The following is a 16,901-nucleotide window of genomic DNA, read 5'->3' as shown; positions in this document are numbered from 1 at the left end:
GCGACCTCACGGTGGCACGGCAACGCAGCATCGGCATGGTCGTGATCGCCCTCACCGCCGTCATCGTGTTCGTCGGGTACACCCGTCCTAACCCATTCGGCAACGAGCGCACCGCCCACGTGATGTTCCGTGACGCCGGCGGCATCGGCGTCGTCGGCGCCGACGTCCGCGTCGACGGCGCGCGAGCCGGAAAGATCACCGAACGCAAGCGCGAGGGCGACCACGCCGTCCTGACCCTCCAGCTCGACAGGGATGTCGGCGCCATCCACCGCGACGCTCGCGCCGAGCTGCGCCCGCGGACAGCGTTCGAGGGGACGGCCTACGTCGACCTTGACCCCGGGTCCGCCGCGAGTCCTGCGCTCGGTGACAGCGTGCTCCCGACGTCCCGTACCCGGGTCTACGTCGCGTTGGACCAGGCGCTGCGCTTCGCCGGGCCGTCGACCCGGCAGGCGACGCGCGCCGACGTGCACGCGCTCCATGAGATCTTCGCCCACGGAGGGACCGACGGCATCAGCCACCTGCTCCGCATCTCGCCGGCGCTCACCCGTCAGGCCGCGGTCGCGGGACACGCGGCACGCGGCCCGGGAGGCCAGGCACTCCGCGGGGCGGTCGATGCGTTCGCGGCCACGCTGCACACCGTCAGCGGGAGCCGTGAGGACCTCGCCGCCGCCGTCCGAGATGGGGGCCCGACGTTCGCCGCGATCAACGCCGACGGCTCCCGGCCGCTGGACCGGACGCTCGCGATCCTCCCCGCGCGGCTGGCCGACCTTCAGGCCGGCGGCACAGCGCTCCAGACGGTCCTCGCCCGACTCGACGCCCTGTCCGGCGACCTGGGCCGGGGCGTGCGCGACCTGCCCGCGACGCTGCGCCAGACCCGCCCGATCCTCCGGACCGCCCGGCCCGTGCTGGCCGACGCGCCGCCGCTGCTCGACGCTCTGCGCGGCGGGATTCACGACGTCGCCCGCTCCTCCGCTCCGACCCGACGCCTGCTCAGGTCGCTCAGCCCGGTTGACGAGCTGCTCACCTCATCGCTGCTTCCGGCACTGCTCAAGACGACGAGCCTCGGCGCCCCGGCCTACCTCCAGTTCATCAACCTCTTCCAGGGCGGCGGCGGCGCGTTCAGGCCGTACCAGACGGCGGTGCAGGGCAACGCCCCGCTCCAGGCGGGCCCCGGCCATTTCGTGCGCTTCAGCGCACGGTTCTTCACCGGGGCCGGCTACCCGCTGCCCCCGTGCTCAGCCTTGGAAAAGGTCAATGCGTCGCTCGCCGCGACGTTCGCAAAGAACGACGTGTGCCAGTGACCGCCCGGCGCCCACCCGTCCGCCCGTTGCCGTTCGGGCGGCTGACGATCATCTTCCAGGCGGTCGTCGCGGTGGCCTTCGTCACCTACCTGTTCGCCAGCGACAACGTGCGGCTCCCGTGGCTCTCGGACACCTACACCCTCCACGTGGCCTTCACGAACGCCGGCGGCCTCGACGGCCGCAATCATAACGCGGTCCTGCTCGCAGGCGTACGCGTCGGCGAGGTTCGCTCGGTGAAGATCGCCGGCGGACGGGCCGTTGCCACGCTGCGCATGGACTCGGGCTCCCGCGGCCATGTCCTGGCCGGCACCGTTGCCCGCGTGGTGCCACGCTCCGCGCTCGAGGACCAGACCCTCGAGCTCGCGCCGGGCCGCGGCCGCGCGCTCGGCGACGGTGATGAACTCCGCGCCGCCCCCGACGCGGCACCGGTGCCGCTCGACCGCGTTCTGGCCACGCTCGACTCCGACACCCGCGCGCAGCTGCAGATCCTGCTCGGCGAACTCGACACCGCGACGAAGGGGCGGGCCACGCCGCTGGGCAGAGCCCTCGCGAGCCTGGCGGACACCGGCGACGTCGCCCGGAGCGTCAGCACCAAACTCGCTTCACGCCGGCGTGAGTTGACCGCCTTGGTCGGGGACATGCGCACGGTGTTCACGACGCTCGCCGAACGCGACGTCCTTCTGCGCAAGGCGCTGCGCAGCGGCAGGGTCGTGCTCGGCGCGACGGCCAGCCAGGACGCACAACTCGCCGAGACGATGCGGCGCCTGCCCGCAGCGATCGATGCGCTCGGCGGCGCTCTGCGCGACGTGCGCGGCCTCTCCGCGCCGCTCGCGCCGGCGCTCAGCCGCCTGCGCCCCGCGGCCCGTGCCCTGCCGACCACGGTCAGCGAGCTGCGCACAACCCTGCCCCAACTGCGCGGCTTGATCGGTGACCTGCGGACGCTCGTGGCCAACGGCACCACGCCTGCAAAGGACCTGCGGCGCGCCGCTCAGGCGCTGCGCCCCGCCGCGTCGGGACTCACCCCCGCCATCGACGGCCTCCTGCCCATCCTCAGGCAGATCGACCGCAACCGCGACGGCGTCGGGCTCGTCGGCGAGCGGTTCAGCGGGGTCTTCTCGACCAACGACGTCAACGGACCGATCCTGCGCGGCCTCGGCTTCTTCGAGCAATTCAATCCAGCTGACTTCGGTGCCCCCGGCGCAACCGGTCCGCAACTGCGAACCCTGACCAACAAGGTCGCCCAGGCTCTGACCAGCACCTGCGAGTCCAACGCCGTCGCCTGCCTTGTCCGCTATCTCGTACCGGGGCTCCCAGGTGCGGTTCGTCGGGCGACGGCGCCTCTGGGAGCCACCCGGGGCGCCCGTGCCCACGCGCTGCGGGCCGCCGCGGGTGACGCCGACGCCGCCGGCCGACAGGGCATCACGCCCGCGACCGGGGAGGGCTCGACACCGTGAATCTTCGCATCTTCAGGCCCAGCGCGATCGCCACTGTCCTCTTCGTCGTGCTCGCCGCGATTGTGTTCGTGTGGCTCATGGGACGTTTCGGTGGGCCGTCGGTCAGCGTCGGCGGGAGCTCCTATCGCGTGCACGTCACCGTCCCCGACACCGAAGGCCTGGCCAAGAAGTCCGACGTCCTGACCCGCGGCGTGAAAGTCGGTGAGGTCAGCGCCATCAACATCCACGGTCGTACTGCCGACATCGCCCTGAGCATGCTCCCTCGGTACCGACCGATCCCGGCCGCTGCGCGCGTGAGGGTCGGGCAGAAGACGCTCCTCGGCGAGGCCTACGTCGAGCTCACGCCTCCTCGCCGGCCCGGCCCCAGCGTGCCCGACGGTGGTCGGCTGGCCGCGTCGTCGATCACCGACGCCGTCGAACTGGACGAGGCGCTGTCCGCCGTCGGTGCGCGGGCTCGACCGGCCGTTCGTTCGTCACTCGGCACGTTCGCGCGGGGCGCGCGCTCCCCCGTCACATCGGAGCGCCTGAGCGCCACCCTCGGCCGTCTCGACGGGCTCACCGGACAACTGCGCAACCTGACCTCGACGCTCCACGGCCAGTCGCGGACCGTTGCCGCTCTGGTCACCGACGCCCGGCCGGTGCTCGGCGAACTGGGTGACCGCCAGCGCCAGATCACCGACATCGTGACGGCCGGGCGTCAGACGCTCGCGGCCCTCGGGCAACGGCGGACGGACCTCCAAACCGGCCTGGAGCAGGTGCCGCGAACGCTCGTCGTCGCGCGGCGTAGCCTCGTGACGTTGCGCCCGCTGCTCGTCGAGGCCCGGCCGCTGCTGAGCGACCTGCGACGCGCCGCCCCGGCACTCACCCTGGCGCTGAACGACCTGCGACCGGTGAGCACCGACGCGGCGACCGTGCTCGCCCGCATCGGACGGCTCAGGCGCAGCGCCGATCCGGTCCTCAAGCTCGCCGGGCCAGTAATCGCGGAGGCACGACCGGTGGCTCGCCGACTGGATCCGACGCTCGCCAACCTCGTCCCGATCGTCGACTATCTGGAACCGCGCAAGAAGGTGCTTGCTGCCTGGTTCTCCCAGACCGCCGCGTTCAGCCAGCAGGGGGATGCCAAGGGCAAGTTCGTCCGCTTCGGCATCTTCGTCGATCCGGCCACCGCATCCAGCGGCAACGGCAGCTCGCAGGGCAACGCCTACCCGGCGCCGGGAGATCAGGCGAGCAACGCACCGTATGCGCGTGGGTCCTATCCGCAGCTGAGGGCATATATGCCGTGAAGGCGCATCCCCCTCCCCCGATCTTCGTGACCTAGTAGTGCTCCGTTAGGTGTCGTTGAGGTAGGGGGTGTCGGGCGGCAGCCGTCTGCGGCAGGTCGGGCATGTCCCGTGCCAGCAGGCCAAGAGCGTTTGCAGCTCCCGAACGACCTCGAACAGTGAGGTCAGGCGGCCGCCCGGCGTTGAGGTCGCCGCAGTCGTTCCAGGGTCAGGAAGCCGTGCGCGACGGAGACGAGGGTTGTGTGGTGGTGCCAGCCGGGCCAGGAGCGGCCTTCGAAGTGGTCTAGGCCGAGGGCGTCTTTGAGCTCGCGGTAGTCCTGCTCGATCCGCCAGCGCAGCTTCGCCAGCGCGACGAGGTCCGCGATCGGCGTGTCGTCGGGGAGGTCGCTGATCCAGAAGTCGGTCGGGGCGCTCTTGCCTTCGGGCCACTCCGCCAGCAGCCACCGGACCGGCAGATTGCCGTCTGCGTGGGCGCTGCGCAGCTTGATGTTGCAGAGCTTCACGCGGATCGCGGTGAAGCGCGAGGCCAGCTCGCCCTTGGTGCCCTGGCGCCAGCAGATCCGCAGATAGGCGTCCTCGCCGACCTCGGCCGCCAAAGCCGCGACGCTGCTGAACGGTCGGCGGTAGCGCGGCGCGGGCGGCCGTCCTTTGCCGGCGTAGGTCGGCGTCTGCGGCTCGGTGCTGGCCGGGAGCGCCGACGTGGTGCCCTTGACGTCCAGCACGTAGCGGATGTCGCGCTCTTCCAGGCCGATGCGCAGCTCCGTCACGTCACCGTAGGCGGCGTCGCCGAGCACCGGCGGAGCCTGCAGCCCCCACGCCTGAAGCTCGTCGATCATGTCCAACGCGAGCTGCCACTTCGGCCGATGCACGACGTCGTCGGGGACTTTGCAGCCGGCGCGGCGCGGGTCCTCGTTCCACGACTCGGGCAGGAACAGACGCCAGTCGATCGGGCACGACGCGTGCACGGTGGCGGCGGTGATCGAGACCCCGATCTGGCAGTTGCCGACCTTCCCCAAAGCGCCGGAGTACTGGCGCGCCACGCCGACTGACTTGTCGCCGAACTTCGGAAAGCCGGTGTCGTCAATCACCCAAGCCGCCGGCACGATCGCCTCGCTGAGCCGGACCGCCAAGCGCTTACGCACCGGTTCCCACCGCCACGGCGACTGGTTGACGAACTGCTGCAAGCACTGCTCATCGCCATCTTCCAGGCGGGCAGCCATCGGCTCGATGCTCTTGCGCTTGCCATCGAGCATCAACCCCCGCAGATACACGCCGCCCCACCGCCGCTGATCGCGACGCACCATTGGCTCGAACATGTCCTCCGCGAACGCCTCAAGCCGCGGCCGCACCCGCGCCAGCTGCTTGTCCGAGAGACCGGCCACCGACCCGATCTTGACCTGCCCCGCCGACGAACTCATGCACAAGAAGTTCGCCAAGACTCCATAACCTCCTGCAACAACCTAACGGAGCACTACTAGGAAGGCCACCTGACCGATGATTGCCGTGACCTGGCGCAGTGCGCACGCCCTCGAGGTCCTCGCCGAACTCGCTCGAGCAGACGAGGGTGAGCTGATTCCCATCGGCGAGATCGTCCGTCGGCGAGGACTTCGCGAGAGCACGATGGCGAGCATCACCCCGTTGCTCCGCAAGAGCGGCCTGATCTCTGCGCGTCGCGGCGTCAGCGGTGGCTTTTGCCTGGCTCGGCCGGCGTCCGCGATCACGGTTGCCCAGGTCGTCGCGGCCATCGACGGAGCTGTGGGGGCAGACTGCGAGGGCGTGTTCGCTGACGCCGCCGAGGCCATCCGGGACGCCCTGGCAGGCTGCACCCTCCTGGAGTACGCGGAGAACGAGCGGCGCGACGCGCTGACCCACCCCGAGCATTCGCCCCACATGTATTACATCTAGCGGCGCGGTCAGGTCCCAGCGGCTCCGCCGGCCACCGCCGTCGCGGTGATGACGTATCCGGCGACCATCACCAGCAGGACGGCAAAGCCCTGGGCGAGCCTCTGCGCCGTCAGGCGGCGCCCGAACTGCGGGCCGGCAACCGCGCCGGCGACGCACCCGGCGCCCAGCGGGACCGCCACGGCAAGATCGATCGTGCTGCCCGAAGCCAGGTGGGCGCCGAGGCCACACAGCGAGACGATCGTGACGATCGCCAGCGAGGTGCCGATGGCCCCGCGCATCGGCATCGCCAGCAGGACCGCCAGCCCCGGGACGATGACGAATCCGCCGCCCACGCCCAGGAAGCCGGTGAGGAAACCGACGCCGAGCCCGGCCGCGGCAACTCGACCGCGCTGGATCGGCGGGCAGTTGGTGCCGATGACCCCTTCGGTCACGCTGCCGCCCTTGGCCCAGGTGGCGAGCGCGGCCGCCAGCATCAGGCCGGCGAACAGCAGCAGCAGGAGCGTGGGCCCGACCAGCTGGTTGAGCGCAGTGCCTCCGACGGTCCCGGCGAGTGCCGTCGGCGCGAACGCGGTCGTGTGCTTCCAGCAGACGCACTCCTCCTTGGCCTACCCGTACGCGCCCATCCCGGCCGCCGCGGCAACGACGAGCAACGACGTCGTCGTCGCCTCATGCACGTCCTGCCCGAGGACGTAGACCAGCACCGGCACCGTGAGGATCGCCCCGCCGCCACCGAGCATGCCGACGACGACCCCGATCACGAGGCCGAGCGCCACCGCTTCGACGACCACGCGGGCTATGCCGCCTTGAACGACGGAGATGTCGCGCCGGGTGCGAACGACCAGCCGTTGCGCCCCCATCTGGGCACCCCGCCGTCGATGATGTGGATCACGTCCGACACACCGGCCCTTTGCACGAGGCTCGCGCCGGTGGCCGCACGCTGCCCCGAGCCACAGATGACGGCCACCGGCTGCCCCCGGTCGACCGACTCCGGAAGCTGCTTGAGGTCGTGGTAGGCGCAGAAGTGGGAGCCGGGGATGTGGCCCGCGTCCCACTCCGACCGCTCGCGGACGTCCACCAGCTGCAGCGACCCGGTCGGCGACCACAGGTCGTGCAGCTGCTCGATCGTCATCCGCGTGATCCGGTCCACCGGGCGACGTTCCTCACGCCAGCTCGTCATACAGCGGGCGAGGTACCCGCCGATCCTCGTGATCCCGACCGCCTGGGCGAGATCGACGGCAGCGCGCGCGTCATGGTCATCGCGACCGATCAACACCACGTCGCGATCGCGGTCCGCAAGCCAGGCGAGCTTGGTGCCGAAGCCGGCGCGCAGCGCGGTGATACACACAGAGCCTGGGGTGTGGGCCTCGTCGAACTGCTGGTCGGTTCGCATGTCGACGAGCAGCGCCCCGTCGGCGAGTGCGCTCTCGACCTGGCGCGGGGTCAACGGATGGCCCTGCGCTCCGTCGCGGTACAGCGGGCCACGATTGATGGCGACGATCGCCTGGAAGTAGGGCGGCTGCGGCCCGAGCTTGGCCAGGGCGTCGGCGACGAATGCGTCCTCGTCGTCGATCGCGAGCGCCGTATTCTCGGCGCGCTCGTAGCCGATCGTCGAGCTGATCTTCATGTCCATCCCCGGACCGCCGCACATCGAGCCGCCGAGGTGTCCGGGCCAGACCTCCACGTCGGCGGGCAGTGACAAGAGCTTGGCCTGCAGCGACCGGAAGATCCCGCGGGCACCCTCATCCTTGTCCACGGCAAGGTCAGGGCGGGCGACGTCGCCGACGAACAGCGTGTCGCCGGTGAGCGCCGCCCACGGACGGTCGGGGTCGCGGCCGTCGTCGAAGAGCAGGAACGCGGTGTGCTCGGGCCGGTGGCCGGGAGTGTGGAGGGCGCGGACGCGGACGTCGCCGAGCTCAAGCTCCCAGCCGTCGTCGAAGGCATGGTGCTCGTAGTCCGGTTCGGCGAGACGGTGGATGTGGATCTGCGCCCCCGTCGCCGCCGCGAGCCGGCCGTGGCCGGAGACATGGTCGGCGTGGTTGTGGGTCTCGAGAATGTGCTCGATCGAGACGCCGAAGTACCGCGCGAGCTGGAGGTACTCGTCGATCTCGAGCTTGGGATCGACGACACAGGCCACTCCGGCGCTGTCGTCGCCGATCAGATACGAGGCGCATCCGAGGTCATCGTGCGTGATCTGGCGGAAGATCAACGGTTGCCCTTCTTCTTTGTCTGGGTGGGCAGGCCGGCGGCCTGCCACGCGGAGAAGCCTCCGCGCACATTGGAGATGTCGGTGCGGCCGGCGGCGACGGCGGCCTTGGCCGCCTTGCCGCTGCGCATGCCCGACTGGCAGGTCAGCGCCACCGGCCCGTCCGGCAGCGACGCGACCGCGGTCGGGAAGCCGCTCAGCGGGACGTTGATCGCCCCCGCCGGATGCCCGGCGGCGAACTCGTGTGGCTCGCGCACGTCGACCAGCTTGAGTTTTCCGGTGGTCGCGCCGTCGTTCGCCGCGTTCACGGTGATGCTCGCTGCGCGACCGCCGCCCCCGGCTCGCGCGAACAGCTTGCGCAGCATCAGACCCGTCCCTTCATCATCGCGTTCCAGTACAGGGCAGGGAGCCCGTATCGCTTGAGCTGGTACATCGACCAGCGCTCTTTGGTGGTGTCGAACGGGAAGCTCGGCGTCGGCTCCAGGTCGTAGTTGAACTCAGCCAGGACGAGCTTTCCGTAGCCGGTGGTCAGCGGGCAGGACGCGTAGCCGTCATAGCTCTTGAACGTGCTCTCGGGCCTCCCGGAGATCACCGCCATGAGATTGTGCACCAGGACACCGGATTCCTTACGCACGGCGGCGCCGGTCTTCGACGTCGGCAGGCTCGAGGCGTCCCCGAGCGAGAAGACGTTCGGGAAGTCGGGGCTCCGGAGCGTGTGCTTGTCGACCGCGCACCAACCGGCGGGATCAGACAGGGGCGAGGCCTTCAGGAACTCCGGTGCGCCCTGCGGCGGGGTGACGTGGAGGAAGTCGTACGGCACGCTGGTGTGCTCGCCCGTGTCGAGGTTCTCGAACACGGCGGTCTTCTCCCCGGCTTGCACGGCGACGAGCTTGTGCTTGAAGTGGGTCTGGATCTCCTTGCGGGCCAAGACCTCGTTGAGCGTCTTGGCGAAGGCCTTGACGGAGAAGATCCCTGGTGTGCCGGCGTAGTAGGAGACCGTCGCCTTGCCACGCGCCCCGGTCTTTCGCCAATGGTCATCGGCGAGGTACATGATCTTCTGTGGCGCGCCGGCACACTTGATCGGGGGCGGCGGCATCGTGAACACGGCGTTGCCGCCGGTGAAGGCCTGGACCTCATCCCACGTCTTCTCGCACTGCTCGTAGGCGTAGTTCGACACCACGCCGCCGTGGCCGAGCGCCTCCGTCAGGCCGTCGACCTGATCCCAGTTGCACACCAGGCCCGGGCAGACGATCAGGTAGTCGTACCCGACCGCTGACCCGTCGGACAGGACCACGGCGTCGTCGGCCGGGCGCAGCTCGGTCACCCGGTCCTTGATCCACGTGGCCTTGGCCGGGATCAGCCCCTGCTCCCGCCGGACCGTGCTCTCCTTCTTGACCACGCCCGCGCCGACGAGGGTCCACAGCGGCTGGTAGTAGTGCTGCTCGGAGGGCTCGATGATCGCCACGTCCGCTCCGTCCAGCTTGCGGCACAGCTGCGCAGCGACCGTGATCCCCGCAGTACCACCGCCGACGATCACAATCCGGTGGCGGCGGGATGGGGCTGGTGCGTCGGTCATTGGGGTATGGCTCCTCTGGTGGGTGCGTCGAGCGGCCGGGAAGACACAGCGAGCCCGGGCGGGTGCCGGGCTCGCTGACTCTCGGGTGGCTTGGTCGGTCAGTGGCCGAAGCGGACCTTCGGGAGCACCCGTTCCAGCGGTTTGGGCAGCCACCATGCGGCCCGGCCGGTGATGGCGAGGATCGCCGGGACGAGCAGCAGGCGGATGAGCGCCGCGTCCAGGAGGACGGCAATGCCGAGGATGACGCCCATCTCTTTCGGCGGCAGCGGCCCTGAGAGCGCGAAGGTGAAGAACACGGCAACCATCACGCCACCGGCGGCGAAGATCACCCGGCCGGAGTGCGCGAGACCGCCGACCATCGCCTCCTCGGGATCACCGGTGCGGTCCCAGTGCTCCTTCGCGCTGGACAGCAGGAACAGCGTGTAATCCATGGAGATCGCGAAGATCATCGCGAAGAAGAAGATCGGCCCCCACGCGTCCAGGAAGCCCTGTGACTCGAAGCCGAGCAGGCTGTGCAGGGCGCCGTCCTGGAAGATCCACTTCGCGACCCCGAACGCGGCACCGACCGCGAGCAGGTTCGAGATCACCCCGAGGAAGGCGAGCAGTGGGGCCTGCAGCGCGACGAGCAACAGCAGGAAGCCGAGGGCGAGGACCATGCCGATCGCGTACGGCGTTGTCGTGGCGAGGACGTGCTCGAGGTCGTGGTTCTCGGCCGCGGCGCCGCCGACCTTCGCCCCGGGCGGGAGCGCGCGGCGCAGACGGTCGATCGTCGCACCGGTGGCCGGGGCCGAGGGGTCGGTCTGCGGGACGACGGACAGCAGCACGGTGCGGCCGTCGCGGCTCGTCTGCGGCGGGGAGACCTGCACGACGTTCGGGTCGGCCTTCGCAACCGTCGCGACGGCGGCGGCGTCCCCGGCGGGGGCGATCACCTGGAGCGTGCCGGGGGCCCCCTTGCCGAAGCCGGCCTGGACGAGGTCGTAGCCGACGCGGGCGCTGTCGCCCTTGGGCAGGACCTTGATCGACGGCATGCCGGTGTTCAGCGAGAGCGCGGGGATCGCGAGGGCGAGCAGGACGAGGACCGTGACGGCCGCGGGCACGTGCGGCCGCTTCCACAGGCGGCGGCCCCAGGCCTCGAAGCGGGCGGAGCGGTGCTCGCCGGTCTTCGCCCACGGCAGCGCCATGCGGTTGACCCTGTGGCCGAGCCGGGCGAGGACGACGGGCAGCAGCGTGAGCGTCGCCGCGAGGACGAAGACGACCGAGAGCATGATCCCGAGCGCCATCGACCGGAACGCCGGCGACGGCACGAGCATCACCGCGGACAGCGAGACCATGACGGTGACGCCGGAGAAGAGGATCGCCTTGCCGGCGCTGTCCATCGTCGTCGCCGCCGCCTCGGCCGGGCTGCGGCCCTCGCCGAACAGCGCGGCGCGGTAGCGGACGACGAAGAACAGGGCGTAGTCGATCCCCAGCGCGAGGGCGAACATGAGCGCGAAGTTCATCGCCCACACCGACACCGGGGTGATCAGCGTCATGAGGTACAGCGAGCCGGCGGTCGCGACGAGCCCGAGGATCGTGAGCATGAGCGGCAGCCCGGCGGCGACGAGCGCGCCGAAGGCGAGCACGAGGATGAGCATCGTGACGGGCCACGACACGAGCTCGGAGTGGAGCATCGCGCTGAGGTTCGCCTTGTTGAAGTCCGACCACAGGCCACTGGCGCCAGTGAGCGCGACCCGTACGTCGCCCGACCCGGCGGCCTTCAGCGGCCCCTTCAGGTCGTCGGCGACGCGGACCATCTCGTTGCTGTCGCGGCCGGCCCCGCCGGCCACGATCGCCGTGTGGCCGTCGCGGCTGATCGACGCCCCGGGCTGCGGCGGAACGACGGTGCTTACGCGCGAATCGCCCTTGAGGATGCCCTCTACGCGGGTGATGGTCTGCCGGAACGCGGGGTCGGCGGTCGTCGCCGTGGGGCTGTGCAGGACGACGCTCAGGCCGTAGGACGAGAGGCCGCCGAACTCGCGGTCGACGGTGTTCCGCACCAGCACGGACTCCGAGCCCGAAGCCTCCCAGCCGGCGCCGGAGAGCGCCTTCTCCACCCGCGGCGCGAACGCGCCGAGGCCGATCACGAGCACGACCCAGACGACGGCGACGGCGCGCGAGTGCTCGACGAACCACGCGCCGGCGCGGCCCATCGGGCCGAGGACCAGGGGGACAGGCGTCGCAACGCGTGTGTCGCCGGCCGGAGCAACGATGGTGGCGGGCGGGGTCATGACGCCACCTGCCGCTGCACCTTGAATACTCGCTGCAGCACGATCGACGCCGGGCACTCGCCCACCGCCACGTAGAGCAGCTGGTTCGCCCCGACGAACGCCGTGAGCAAGAGGAACTTCGGGCTCACGAACGCCGACAGCGCGGCCGACGCCACGCCCATCGTCCCGCCCATCGCGAACAGGACCCGCTCAAGCGGCCACCCCCGCTCACCGCTCATCGCGCACGTGGGCGCGGAAACCGCCGGGCTCGAGTTCCTCGTCTGGGTGCTCATCGCGTCTCCCCCCGGACGACGGCGTTCATCTCGGCAACCTGCCGCTGCAACCCGCCACACACGAGCTCGCACAGATCGAACACCGACGAGTCGACGATCCGGTACATCGCCGTCGTCCCGTCCTTCCGCCGTGCCACGATCCCGGCCTGGAACAGCACCTGCAGGTGCTTGGAGACGTTCTGCTGCGTGGCGCCGAGGGCGTTCGTCAAGGCGTGGACGCTGGACTCTCCGTCTCGTAGGTGGTCGAGCAGGCGGATTCGCAGCGGCTCACCGATCACGCGAAAGCGCTGGGCGATCAGGTCGGATAGATCGACGGGGATCGGATGCGGGACGGAGGTGACTGCTTGGCTCATGACAACGATTATGGTCTACGACCGTACAGTTGTCAATGCCGAAATACTCGATACTTGAGATCTATTTCGCGTGTACACCGATGTTCTAGTGTCGTGATACGGCGCCCCCAGCCATGGGGGCGAGGATCATCTGCGCGCGTTATTGGACTCTGCGTGGGCGCAGCGACTCGCCGCGCCTCCTACCGTCGAAGCCCGGGTCCGGAGCGATACGACCTTGCCGGGCATGCAACACCGCTGGTCGATCGGGGCTGGGCTCACTGGTCATCTTCGGTGGTGTCGGGGCCAGTTCGCACGGCAAGGTGCTTCAGCGCAGCCGCGAGGGCCTCCGCCGCGATGCGGTGCGCGTCGCTGATGGCACCAAGGTGAAGCAGGGATTCGGTCTCAGCGGCGATCTCACCGTCTCCGAGCCGCATGACGACCGCGATGTCCGGGGCGAGGTCGCTCGCAGCGAGCCCGACCGAGACGTTGACGAGGTCGTCGGAGGTCGCCGCGACGACGACGGCGCAGCGCTCGATGCGCAGCCGCTGCAGCGTGTGACGGTCGTCTCCCCGTGCGATGGCGACGGGGATCCCCGCTTTGCGCGCCAGCCGCACGCAGGGAGCAGTCGGGTCCCGTTCGACGGCAAGGACGGGTATGCCCTGGGCACGAAGCGCCTGACCGAGACGGAAGCCGACCTGTCCCAGGCCGACCACGAGCACGTGGTCGTACGCCGGCGCGGCGCATGGTCCCCAGATCGTCGTGAGGCGTGGCCGGCTCACGCGGCGGACGAGCGCAGCGGTGAAGACGGCGACCAGCGCAAGCGAGGCCAGCATGTTCGCAGCCGAGAACAGTTTGAACCAGGCCGGACCGTGAACCGCTTCCGGGGCCGCGGCCACGGTAGCCACGGTGCGTGCGCTCAGGTACACCGCGTCGACGAATCCTTCATGCAGGGCGAGCATCGACGCCGCGGTCTCGAGCCCCAGAGCGAGCCCGAGCCCCAGTCCGGCGCCCACGAGGAGCCGCAGCGCTCCATCTACAAGCTGCAGGCGGGACCGGTGCCACGGCACGGCGCGGGCGCCGGCCCGCGCGCAGTGCGCGCTCAGATCGCGCGCGGCCAGGGCCGAGGGCGAGATGATCTCGACCGCCGGAAGCGCGTCGTGCAGTTTGCGACCGGACGTGCGATCAAACAGCGTGGTGAGAAGCGGCACGTCGGGCGCGACGTGGGCGCACAGCAGCGTCAACCGCAGCGCGAGCACATCGTCACGGGCCACGATGCCCACCGCCTGCCAGCACGCCTCGCGTAGGCGCTCAGCGATCTGGGCGTCGGTCAGATCGGTGAGATGGATCGTGGGAATACCCTCCCCCCCCGAGGCGGGTGATCAGCGCGGCCGCGAGTCCGCCCGCTTCTCCGAGGACCAGCACGGGCTGCGTCATCGGCCTCCTCCTCCCGCCGTGTCCTGACCGAGCCGGTTCGACACGGTCGGGGGGACCGCCGCAGCGGCGTGCCGGGGCGTCCGGCCGGAGGGGCGCGCCGGCGCTGCGCTTCTTGCGCATCCGCAGAGAGCGATCGCCCCGCCGGCGGCGAGTCGCGTGCCGCCCTTGGCCGCTGAACGTCGCGTCGCCCATCGCGGTCGAACGCCACCGGCGTGCACGGTCAGCGGGCCAGCGGGCACGCCGCAGGCAGGCGGGCCAGGGATCGAACTGGCGGGCAGCATCGACTGATCCTCGCAGCCTCGGGCCCACGAACTTCAACGCGTCAACGGGATCTCAGCGCGAAGAGGAAGCGCCGGTCGCCGGACGGGCGCGCGTGAGCGGCGGGGGCGCGGCAACCGACGAGATCGGCAGCAGGCAGGGCCGCCACCCTCCGGCGGCGGCGTCCGGTCGTCCCAGTTCGGACTCGGGCAGGCGTCGTGGCAGGTCGGCGCCGGCGGTGATCAGGGCTTGGGCGACGTCGGCGTCGCCGTTGCTTGCGGCGCCCATCAGCGGCATCGCCTGTTCGCTGATGTCCCGCGCGGGTGGGGTTCGCCCGCTGGCGCGGGACGACGGGTCGCTCGCTCCGCGGGCCACGCAGAGCTATGGTCAGCGCGCTGTCAGACCATCCCGTGCTCCCCGCGTCCCTGAGATCTGCGCCCCACCCGCTCGCCCTCGGCGAGCCCGGCGCCGCTCCGGTCGACCAAGGCCCCGCCGCCGCAAGCGCCACACCCGGCTACAAGCCGCCGTCAGCGTTTGGGCGCGTGGTAACGGCTGTGGTAACCATTCGGCCCTCCGTGGCCTTGAACCTCACCTTCCCCCACCACCAAATCACCGACCAACGCAAGGAGTTGGACACTCGTGTCAACGCAATTTTTGATTGAGGGCCTTGTGGGCTTTATGGCCCGTGGAGGTTCGAGTCCTCTTCGGCGCATGGAACAAAACCCCCGTAAACACGGGGGTTTTGTCGTTAACAGGGTGGGGCGCGGCCGCGCCCGGCCATCGCCGGTAGCGTGCCGGTCATGGACGAGGAGCGCCGCATCAGCCCCGGACCGTTTGCGGCGCTGCTCGGCTTCCGGCCGCTGCGGGCCGACGCGGACGGCGCCCTCGTCGAGGCGCTGCCCGGTCCCGAGCACCTCAACGGCGGCGGGATCGTCCACGGCGGCTACCTCACCGCCCTGCTCGACAGCGCGACCGGCTGGGCGGTGCACCAGCACGTCCCGCCGGGGGTCGCGGCACCGCACGTGCAGCTCAGCGTGCAGTACATCCGCGCGGCGGTGGCGGGGGAGCTGCTCGTGTGCCACGGCCGGTGCGTCGCCGCGGGGCGCCGCATCGTCTCCGCCGAGGCGGAGATCACGCAGGGCGACCGCGTCATCGCCCGCGCGGTGACGAGCCACGCCGTGCTCCGGCCCGCCTGAGCGGACCGCCTGAGCCGGCGCCGCCGGCCTCCGGGCCACCGCGCCCGCCCGCGGTGGTCCCCCCGGGGGGGGCCGGATCAGCTCGCGGACGCCTTCCGCCGCTCCTTGGCCTTCGACGCAGCCCCCTTCAGGCGCGCGGCCTCGTCGGCGGCGGTCAGCGCCTTCCCCTCCTCGGCGAGCGCGGTCTCGCGGCCGGAGAGCTCGGCCAGACGCGCCTTCTTGTCCTGCGTGGCGAGCTGCTGCTCGCGCGCGGCCGCGTCCTCCTCGATCGCCTTCTTCCGGCGCGCCGCCTCCTTCTCGGCCTGCGCCTCCTCACGGCGCTTGCGCGCGTCCGCGTCCTTCTTGCGCTTCGCGGCGGTCTCGGCCGCCTGCTCCTTCTTCGCCTGGGCCTGCTGCTTGGCGGCGGACTCGCGCTTGGCCGCGCTCTTCTCCGCCTGCTCCTTCAGGCGCCGCTCGCGGGCCGTCGCGTCACGACGGCTCTGCGCCGCCTCCTCACGGGCCTCGGTGCGGAGCGCCTCGGCGCGGCCGGCGAGCTCGGCGGCCTTCGCCCGCTCGTCGGTCGCGGCGGTGCGGCGCGACCCCTCGGCCCGCAACGCGTCGTCGCGCAGGACGGTCCCGGCCGCCGAGCGCACGGCGCCGTCGACGCGGTCGACGGCGAGGGCGGCCCCGGAGGTCGCCTCACCGCGGCCCGTGAGCCTCAGCGCGGCGTCCACGGGGACCCGCAGCGCCTTCAGGTACGCACCGACGACGGTGCGGGGAATGGTGGTGAGCGGCATGTCTAGGACTCCTGGGGATCGATGTTCTGGGCCCGCCGGGCGGCGGCGTCCGCGGCCTGCTCGAGCTGCGCGGCCTTCTGCTCGGCGGCGGCGCGGTCCTCCTCGGCCTGGCGGCGCTCGATGCTCGCCTGCGAGGTCGCCACCGAGGCGACCGTCTCGCGGTCCTGCTCGGCGCGGCGCTGCTCGCCGGCGGCCTCGGCGGAGGCCCGCTGCTCCTCGGCCCGGCGCTCGCGCTCGGCCCGGGCCTTGTCCTCCGCGGCCTGCGCGGCGGCCTCGCGCTCGGTCTCCTCGGCCTGCGCGGCGACCTGGGCCTCGCGCTCCTCGGCCGAGAGCTCGGTCCGCAGGCGCTCGGCCTCGAGCGCGTTCTCGCGACGCTCGGCCTCGAGCTTCGCCTCCTGCTCGGCCTGCTCGGCCTCGGCGCGGGCCTTCGCCGCGACGGCCTCCTGGTCGGCGCCGGCCTCCTGGAGGTTGCCCTCCCGGGTCAGCTCCTCGTTGCCGAGCAGCGTTCCGGCCGTGGCCTTGACCTTGCCTGCGATCTTGCCGGCGAGACCGCCGGTGACACCATCTTCTGAAGTAAGCACGCCATTCCGCCTACCCACGACGAGCAGACGCAACCGCGACCATCTCGCGTTCACGCCCCCGCGGGC

General features: G+C 71.1%; 17 protein-coding genes and 1 pseudogene. 5 read left to right on the top strand and 13 right to left on the bottom strand.

What is annotated here, in order from left to right; all coding sequences use genetic code 11:
• The first annotated feature begins 35 nt into the window (after positions 1-35).
• Genes NBH00_RS11785 through NBH00_RS11775 form a run of 3 tightly spaced genes read left to right on the top strand, consistent with a single transcriptional unit; the run spans position 36 to position 4,038 of the window.
• On the top strand, positions 36-1,301 hold the full coding sequence (locus tag NBH00_RS11785; protein ID WP_254573516.1) for an MlaD family protein: 1,266 nt from the start codon (positions 36-38) through the stop codon (positions 1,299-1,301).
• 26 nt (positions 1,302-1,327) lie between these two features.
• On the top strand, positions 1,328-2,755 hold the full coding sequence (locus NBH00_RS11780; RefSeq protein ID WP_254573515.1) for an MlaD family protein: 1,428 nt from the start codon (positions 1,328-1,330) through the stop codon (positions 2,753-2,755).
• A gap of 47 nt (positions 2,756-2,802) precedes the next feature.
• Entirely contained in the window at positions 2,803-4,038 is a 1,236-nt protein-coding gene (locus NBH00_RS11775; RefSeq protein ID WP_254573514.1) for an MlaD family protein, read from the top strand.
• A gap of 161 nt (positions 4,039-4,199) precedes the next feature.
• Here NBH00_RS11775 and NBH00_RS11770 read toward each other — a convergent pair whose 3' ends face one another.
• On the bottom strand, positions 4,200-5,453 hold the full coding sequence (locus NBH00_RS11770) for an IS701 family transposase (RefSeq protein ID WP_254569724.1): 1,254 nt from the start codon (positions 5,451-5,453) through the stop codon (positions 4,200-4,202).
• Positions 5,454-5,529: 76 nt separating this feature from the next.
• On the opposite strand from NBH00_RS11770, the gene NBH00_RS11765 reads away from it, so the two are divergent.
• Positions 5,530-5,940, top strand: coding sequence for an RrF2 family transcriptional regulator (locus NBH00_RS11765; RefSeq protein ID WP_254573513.1), 411 nt, complete (start codon positions 5,530-5,532; stop codon positions 5,938-5,940).
• 8 nt (positions 5,941-5,948) lie between these two features.
• On the opposite strand, the pseudogene NBH00_RS11760 reads toward NBH00_RS11765, so the two are convergent.
• From NBH00_RS11760 to NBH00_RS11715, 10 genes and pseudogenes are all read right to left on the bottom strand, one after another.
• Positions 5,949-6,521: pseudogene (locus tag NBH00_RS11760) on the bottom strand (TSUP family transporter); the annotation flags it as partial.
• A gap of 24 nt (positions 6,522-6,545) precedes the next feature.
• Positions 6,546-6,728, bottom strand: coding sequence for a TSUP family transporter (locus tag NBH00_RS11755; RefSeq protein ID WP_254573512.1), 183 nt, complete (start codon positions 6,726-6,728; stop codon positions 6,546-6,548).
• 5 nt (positions 6,729-6,733) lie between these two features.
• Positions 6,734-8,146 (bottom strand): MBL fold metallo-hydrolase, encoded by a 1,413-nt coding sequence (locus tag NBH00_RS11750; RefSeq protein ID WP_254573511.1) that lies wholly within the window; start codon positions 8,144-8,146, stop codon positions 6,734-6,736.
• A complete protein-coding gene (locus NBH00_RS11745) occupies positions 8,143-8,508 on the bottom strand; it encodes a rhodanese-like domain-containing protein (protein ID WP_254573510.1) in 366 nt (121 codons plus the stop codon). The genes NBH00_RS11750 and NBH00_RS11745 overlap by 4 nt, the downstream gene beginning before the upstream one ends.
• Positions 8,508-9,719 carry an NAD(P)/FAD-dependent oxidoreductase gene (locus NBH00_RS11740; RefSeq protein WP_254573509.1) on the bottom strand — a complete coding sequence of 404 codons (1,212 nt, stop codon included), beginning with the start codon at positions 9,717-9,719 and terminating at the stop codon, positions 8,508-8,510. The genes NBH00_RS11745 and NBH00_RS11740 overlap by 1 nt, the downstream gene beginning before the upstream one ends.
• Positions 9,720-9,817: 98 nt before the next feature.
• Entirely contained in the window at positions 9,818-11,908 is a 2,091-nt protein-coding gene (locus NBH00_RS11735) for an MMPL family transporter (protein ID WP_254573508.1), read from the bottom strand.
• Between the two features lie 74 nt (positions 11,909-11,982).
• On the bottom strand, positions 11,983-12,258 hold the full coding sequence (locus tag NBH00_RS11730; protein WP_254573507.1) for a DUF2892 domain-containing protein: 276 nt from the start codon (positions 12,256-12,258) through the stop codon (positions 11,983-11,985).
• Positions 12,255-12,611, bottom strand: coding sequence for an ArsR/SmtB family transcription factor (locus NBH00_RS11725; RefSeq protein ID WP_254573506.1), 357 nt, complete (start codon positions 12,609-12,611; stop codon positions 12,255-12,257). The genes NBH00_RS11730 and NBH00_RS11725 overlap by 4 nt, the downstream gene beginning before the upstream one ends.
• A 254-nt stretch (positions 12,612-12,865) precedes the next feature.
• Positions 12,866-13,870, bottom strand: a complete 1,005-nt coding sequence (locus NBH00_RS11720; RefSeq protein WP_254573505.1) for an NAD-binding protein — start codon at positions 13,868-13,870, stop codon at positions 12,866-12,868.
• A 487-nt stretch (positions 13,871-14,357) separates the two neighbouring features.
• Positions 14,358-14,657 carry an ankyrin repeat domain-containing protein gene (locus tag NBH00_RS11715; RefSeq protein WP_254573504.1) on the bottom strand — a complete coding sequence of 100 codons (300 nt, stop codon included), beginning with the start codon at positions 14,655-14,657 and terminating at the stop codon, positions 14,358-14,360.
• A 425-nt stretch (positions 14,658-15,082) separates the two neighbouring features.
• On the opposite strand from NBH00_RS11715, the gene NBH00_RS11710 reads away from it, so the two are divergent.
• Entirely contained in the window at positions 15,083-15,478 is a 396-nt protein-coding gene (locus NBH00_RS11710; RefSeq protein ID WP_254573503.1) for a PaaI family thioesterase, read from the top strand.
• 77 nt (positions 15,479-15,555) lie between these two features.
• Here NBH00_RS11710 and NBH00_RS11705 read toward each other — a convergent pair whose 3' ends face one another.
• A complete protein-coding gene (locus tag NBH00_RS11705; protein ID WP_254573502.1) occupies positions 15,556-16,254 on the bottom strand; it encodes a hypothetical protein in 699 nt (232 codons plus the stop codon).
• 2 nt (positions 16,255-16,256) lie between these two features.
• Entirely contained in the window at positions 16,257-16,835 is a 579-nt protein-coding gene (locus NBH00_RS11700; RefSeq protein ID WP_254573501.1) for a hypothetical protein, read from the bottom strand.
• Between the last annotated feature and the right edge of the window lie 66 nt (positions 16,836-16,901).

It is taken from the genome of Paraconexibacter antarcticus, assembly GCF_024220175.1.
Lineage (GTDB): Bacteria > Actinomycetota > Thermoleophilia > Solirubrobacterales > Solirubrobacteraceae > Paraconexibacter > Paraconexibacter antarcticus.
The sequence above is the reverse complement of the archived record's forward strand: the minus strand, read 5'-3'. Positions and strand labels throughout refer to the sequence as shown.

What these genes read in the sequence shown, in the direction of transcription:
- NBH00_RS11710 (WP_254573503.1), top strand. Translation starts at nt 15,083, where the DNA reads ATGGACGAGGAGCGCCGCATCAGCCCCGGACCGTTTGCGGCGCTGCTC.
- NBH00_RS11785 (WP_254573516.1), top strand. Translation starts at nt 36, where the DNA reads ATGGTCGTGATCGCCCTCACCGCCGTCATCGTGTTCGTCGGGTACACC.
- NBH00_RS11725 (WP_254573506.1), bottom strand. Translation starts at nt 12,611, where the DNA reads ATGAGCCAAGCAGTCACCTCCGTCCCGCATCCGATCCCCGTCGATCTA.
- NBH00_RS11745 (WP_254573510.1), bottom strand. Translation starts at nt 8,508, where the DNA reads ATGCTGCGCAAGCTGTTCGCGCGAGCCGGGGGCGGCGGTCGCGCAGCG.
- NBH00_RS11740 (WP_254573509.1), bottom strand. Translation starts at nt 9,719, where the DNA reads ATGACCGACGCACCAGCCCCATCCCGCCGCCACCGGATTGTGATCGTC.
- NBH00_RS11735 (WP_254573508.1), bottom strand. Translation starts at nt 11,908, where the DNA reads ATGGGCCGCGCCGGCGCGTGGTTCGTCGAGCACTCGCGCGCCGTCGCC.
- NBH00_RS11770 (WP_254569724.1), bottom strand. Translation starts at nt 5,453, where the DNA reads ATGAGTTCGTCGGCGGGGCAGGTCAAGATCGGGTCGGTGGCCGGTCTC.
- NBH00_RS11730 (WP_254573507.1), bottom strand. Translation starts at nt 12,258, where the DNA reads ATGAGCACCCAGACGAGGAACTCGAGCCCGGCGGTTTCCGCGCCCACG.
- NBH00_RS11705 (WP_254573502.1), bottom strand. Translation starts at nt 16,254, where the DNA reads ATGCCGCTCACCACCATTCCCCGCACCGTCGTCGGTGCGTACCTGAAG.
- NBH00_RS11765 (WP_254573513.1), top strand. Translation starts at nt 5,530, where the DNA reads ATGATTGCCGTGACCTGGCGCAGTGCGCACGCCCTCGAGGTCCTCGCC.